A 3,609-nucleotide genomic window follows, 5' to 3' on the forward strand; every position below is an offset into this window, starting at 1 on the left:
TGGGCGAACAGGTCGGCCAGGACGACGTCCACGCCCAGCGACTGGCGGACCCGCGAGATCACCTGCACGGCGAGCAGCGAATGGCCACCCAGATCGAAGAAATGGTCGTCGCGGCCGATGCGGGGGAGGCCCAGGAGCTGTGACCAAGTCTCCGCCAGCGCCGATTCGGTCCGGCTCTCGGGAGCGGAATAGGCCGAGCTCGAGGTGCCGTGCACCAGCGACTCCAGTGCCCGTCGGTCCACCTTGCCGCTGGCGGTGAGGGGAAATGCATCCAGCACCAGGAGATGGGCTGGCTGCAGGTAGGCCGGCAGTTCATCGGCCAGGGCGTTTGCCAGGGCCTCCCGGAGGCGGGCGCGGATGCTGGCCTGCATCGGCGCGTTCGTCAACGGACGCTCGGCGCCGGGCTCGATGAAGGCTGCGGGAAACGCGGGCAGGGGTGCTGCGTGCTGTTCGGCAGGAAGCAGCAGCGCATGGAACCTGGCGGCGTCCGCGCCCTCCCAGTGAAGGACGACCTGGTATGCCTGGGCCGTCGCCAGCTCGAGCAGCCGTGCGGGAGAAAGCGACGGCCTGGCAGCTGCTTTTTCGGCAGCAAGGGACCGGATCCGCGAGAGCTCCTCCTGCTCGCCGGCGGCGTGGATAAGCCGGCTGAGGGCGCAATCGCGAACAAGCAAGGGATTGTCGATTCCCAGCAAGACGTAGGCCTGTCGGGGTGAGGCGGCCAGCCGTTGACGCAGGCGCTCCCCGTCAAGGGCATCCTCGCGCCAGCGCCATGCCGCCGCGTTCGATACCGAGGGCAGCGAACCGTAATGAAGGATCGCGTCGAAGCGGTAAGCCGTCAGCTCGTTTTCGTGTCCGCCTTGTTTCGGCAACAGGCGAAGTCCGCCGGCCATGCCGAGCGAGGCTGCGAATTCGCGCAGGAAGGCCGGATCCACCAGGAGTTCCTTGTCCGCGGCGGCGGCGAACTTCGCATTCGCCGAAAGCTGTGCGACGGCAAGGCGGTCCTGGGAGCGGGCGTCCTGGGTGGCCGTGTGGAACGCCTCGAGCAAGCCAAGGTGGCGCAGATCGCCAAGGAAAAGGCTGCCACCCGGGGCGAGCGCAGCCATGGCCAGACCCAGCACTTCCTTTAGGTACTGCGCCGAGGGGAAGTACTGTGCGACCGAGTTGATGATCACCAGGTCGAAGTCGATTCCCAGGCCTGAAAAGTCGGTCGCCTCCCGATGGTGCAGCGATACCTTCGTCAGCCCGAGGGCGGCCGTCTTTTTCCTGAGTCGGTCGATCGTCTCCGAAGACAGGTCGGTGCCCACATAAACCTCGGCCTCGGGGGCCAGGGGGAACAGCAGCAGGCCGGAACCGCAGCCGATCTCCAGGATGCGACGGGCGCCCAGCGCACGGATTCGTTCCAGTGTTTCGTCGCGCCAGGCACGCATCTGGACTTCGGGGATGGGCTTGCCGGTGAAGCTGCTGATCCAGCCGGTGAAGTCTTCGGTGCCGTCGACGTCGGTCGAACTGGCGTAGTTGTCGTCGTAGAGCGTGGCCCAATGGCCTACCTGCGCTTGCACCAGCTCCCGGGCGTCCGCCGGACGGGCGCCCGGTTCGGCGCGCACATACGCGGCGAGCCGGCGCTCCGGGCCTTCTCCGACGGGCAACACCAGCGCGTCGGCTACGCCAGGCCGGGACTTGAGGAAGGTAGCGACTTCACCGGGTTCGATGCGAAAGCCACGCACCTTCACCTGGTCGTCGTTGCGCCCGCGGATATCCAGGCGGCCGTCGGGCAACCAGCGACCCAGGTCACCCGTACGGTAAAGGCGGCTGGCCGCGCCTACAGGGAACGGATCGGGCACGAACCGCTCCGCGTCCAGGTCCGGCAGGCCAAGATAGCCGGCGGCGACACCGTGTCCACCAACGTGCACTTCGCCAACGACGCCGACCGGGACGCGCCGCCCTCGCCCATCCAGCACTTCCACGCGCATGTTGGCGATGGGTCGGCCCACGTCGATGACGTCACCATCGGACGACAGGGTGCCCGACGTCGCCACCACGGTCGTTTCGGTCGGTCCGTAGTTGTTGACCAGTTCAAAGGGCAGTGCGGCGGGAACATGGTGCAGCTTGTCGCCGCCCACCAGCAGCAGGCGCAATCCGGGGTTCAATGGGCCGTCACGGAAGGCGAGTTCGGCCAGGGGCGTGGGCAGGAACGACACGTCCAGCGGCGCTGCCGCCCACCAGGCGAGCAAGGCGGACGGATCCCGGCCTTCTTGTTCTCCCGGAAGGTGCAGGGTGGTCCCGGCCGAGAGGGCGGGCCACACCTCCCAGGCGAAGGCGTCAAAGGCCAGGCCGGCCAGCGCCGAGGTCGATTGCCCGGGCGCCAGTGCGAACTGGTCCACGTGCCAGGCCACCAGGTTGGCCAGGCCACCGCGCGTGATCTGCACGCCCTTGGGATGGCCGGTCGAACCGGAGGTGTAGATGACATAGGCAATGTCATCGGGGTCCGCTCGTTCGGCGGCGACGCAAGGCGCCTCGGCCAACGGATCATCGGGCATCGTCGCGGCCCGGAGGAATTGCGACGGATCCAAGCGCGGCAGGGACTGCCAGTGCCCGGGCAGGGTCAGGTCGGGATCCGCCAATGCCACCACCGGCGAACTGTCGCCGAGGAAGTAGGCCAGGCGGCTGCTGGGAACGTCCGGGTCGATGGCGACGTAGGCCGCACCGGCGCGAAGCACCGCCAGCATGGCCACCGGCAGGGCGGGCGTTCGGCGCAGGCAAAGCGCCACCCGGGCTCCCGGCCCGGCGCCCTGTTCGCGCAGTGCGTTGGCAAGCATTTCCGCGGCCGCCAGCAGGGTGCCGTAGTCCACGGCCACGTCGCCTTGCCGGAGGGCGATGCCACGGGGCTGGGATCGCGCCTGCGCCTGGATTCGTTCGACCACGTCCCCAGGCGCCAGTGGCCCCGGGGCCGTCGTCCACGTGGCGATCTCATCTTCCTCCGAGGCGCCCATGAGGGCCAACTCAGCCACCGGAACTTCCTGTGCCGATTCGAGCTGGGCGAGCACGATGCGCCATCGCTCGATGATGCGCTGTACCGACGCGCGATCGAACAGGGACGATGCGAACTCGAGCAAGCCGGTGATTCCGCCTTCCGATTCCCATAGATGGACCGACAGGTCGAAGATCGCGCTGCGATGCGTGGGACGGGGCAGGGTCGCGATGTCCAGGGCGGCCAGCGCAAAGGGAGGCGCTGGTGCGTTCTGCAGCGCGAACGCGACCTGGAAGAGTGGGTTGTGCGAGAGGTTTCGCTCGGAGCCGACGAGGTCGACAACCTGTTCGAAGGGGATGTCCTGGTGCGCCAGCGCGTCGAGCGCCGTGGCCCGGGTGCGGGCCAGCAGCTCGGCGACGGTGGGGTCGCCACTGAGATCGATGCGCAGCGGCAGGGCGTTGACGAAGAAGCCGATCAGGTCCTGGGTCTGGCCATGGTCGCGGTTGGCCGAGGGCGTGCCGATCACCAGGTCCTCCTGCCCCGAAAGCCGCGAAAGCAGCAGCGCCCAGCTGGCGAGCAGGGTCTGGAACAGCGTCGTGCCGTGGCGCTGGCCCAGGCGGCGCAGCGCGGCCGTGAGCTCG

1 protein-coding gene is annotated in these 3,609 nt (G+C 68.4%); it reads right to left on the bottom strand.

Features of this window, described 5'->3' with window-relative positions:
- Positions 1–3,609 (bottom strand): non-ribosomal peptide synthetase (locus ACYVJH_RS11925; RefSeq protein WP_460454875.1); only part of this gene is annotated, 3,609 nt, incomplete at both ends.

It is taken from the genome of Arenimonas aestuarii, from assembly GCF_054781715.1.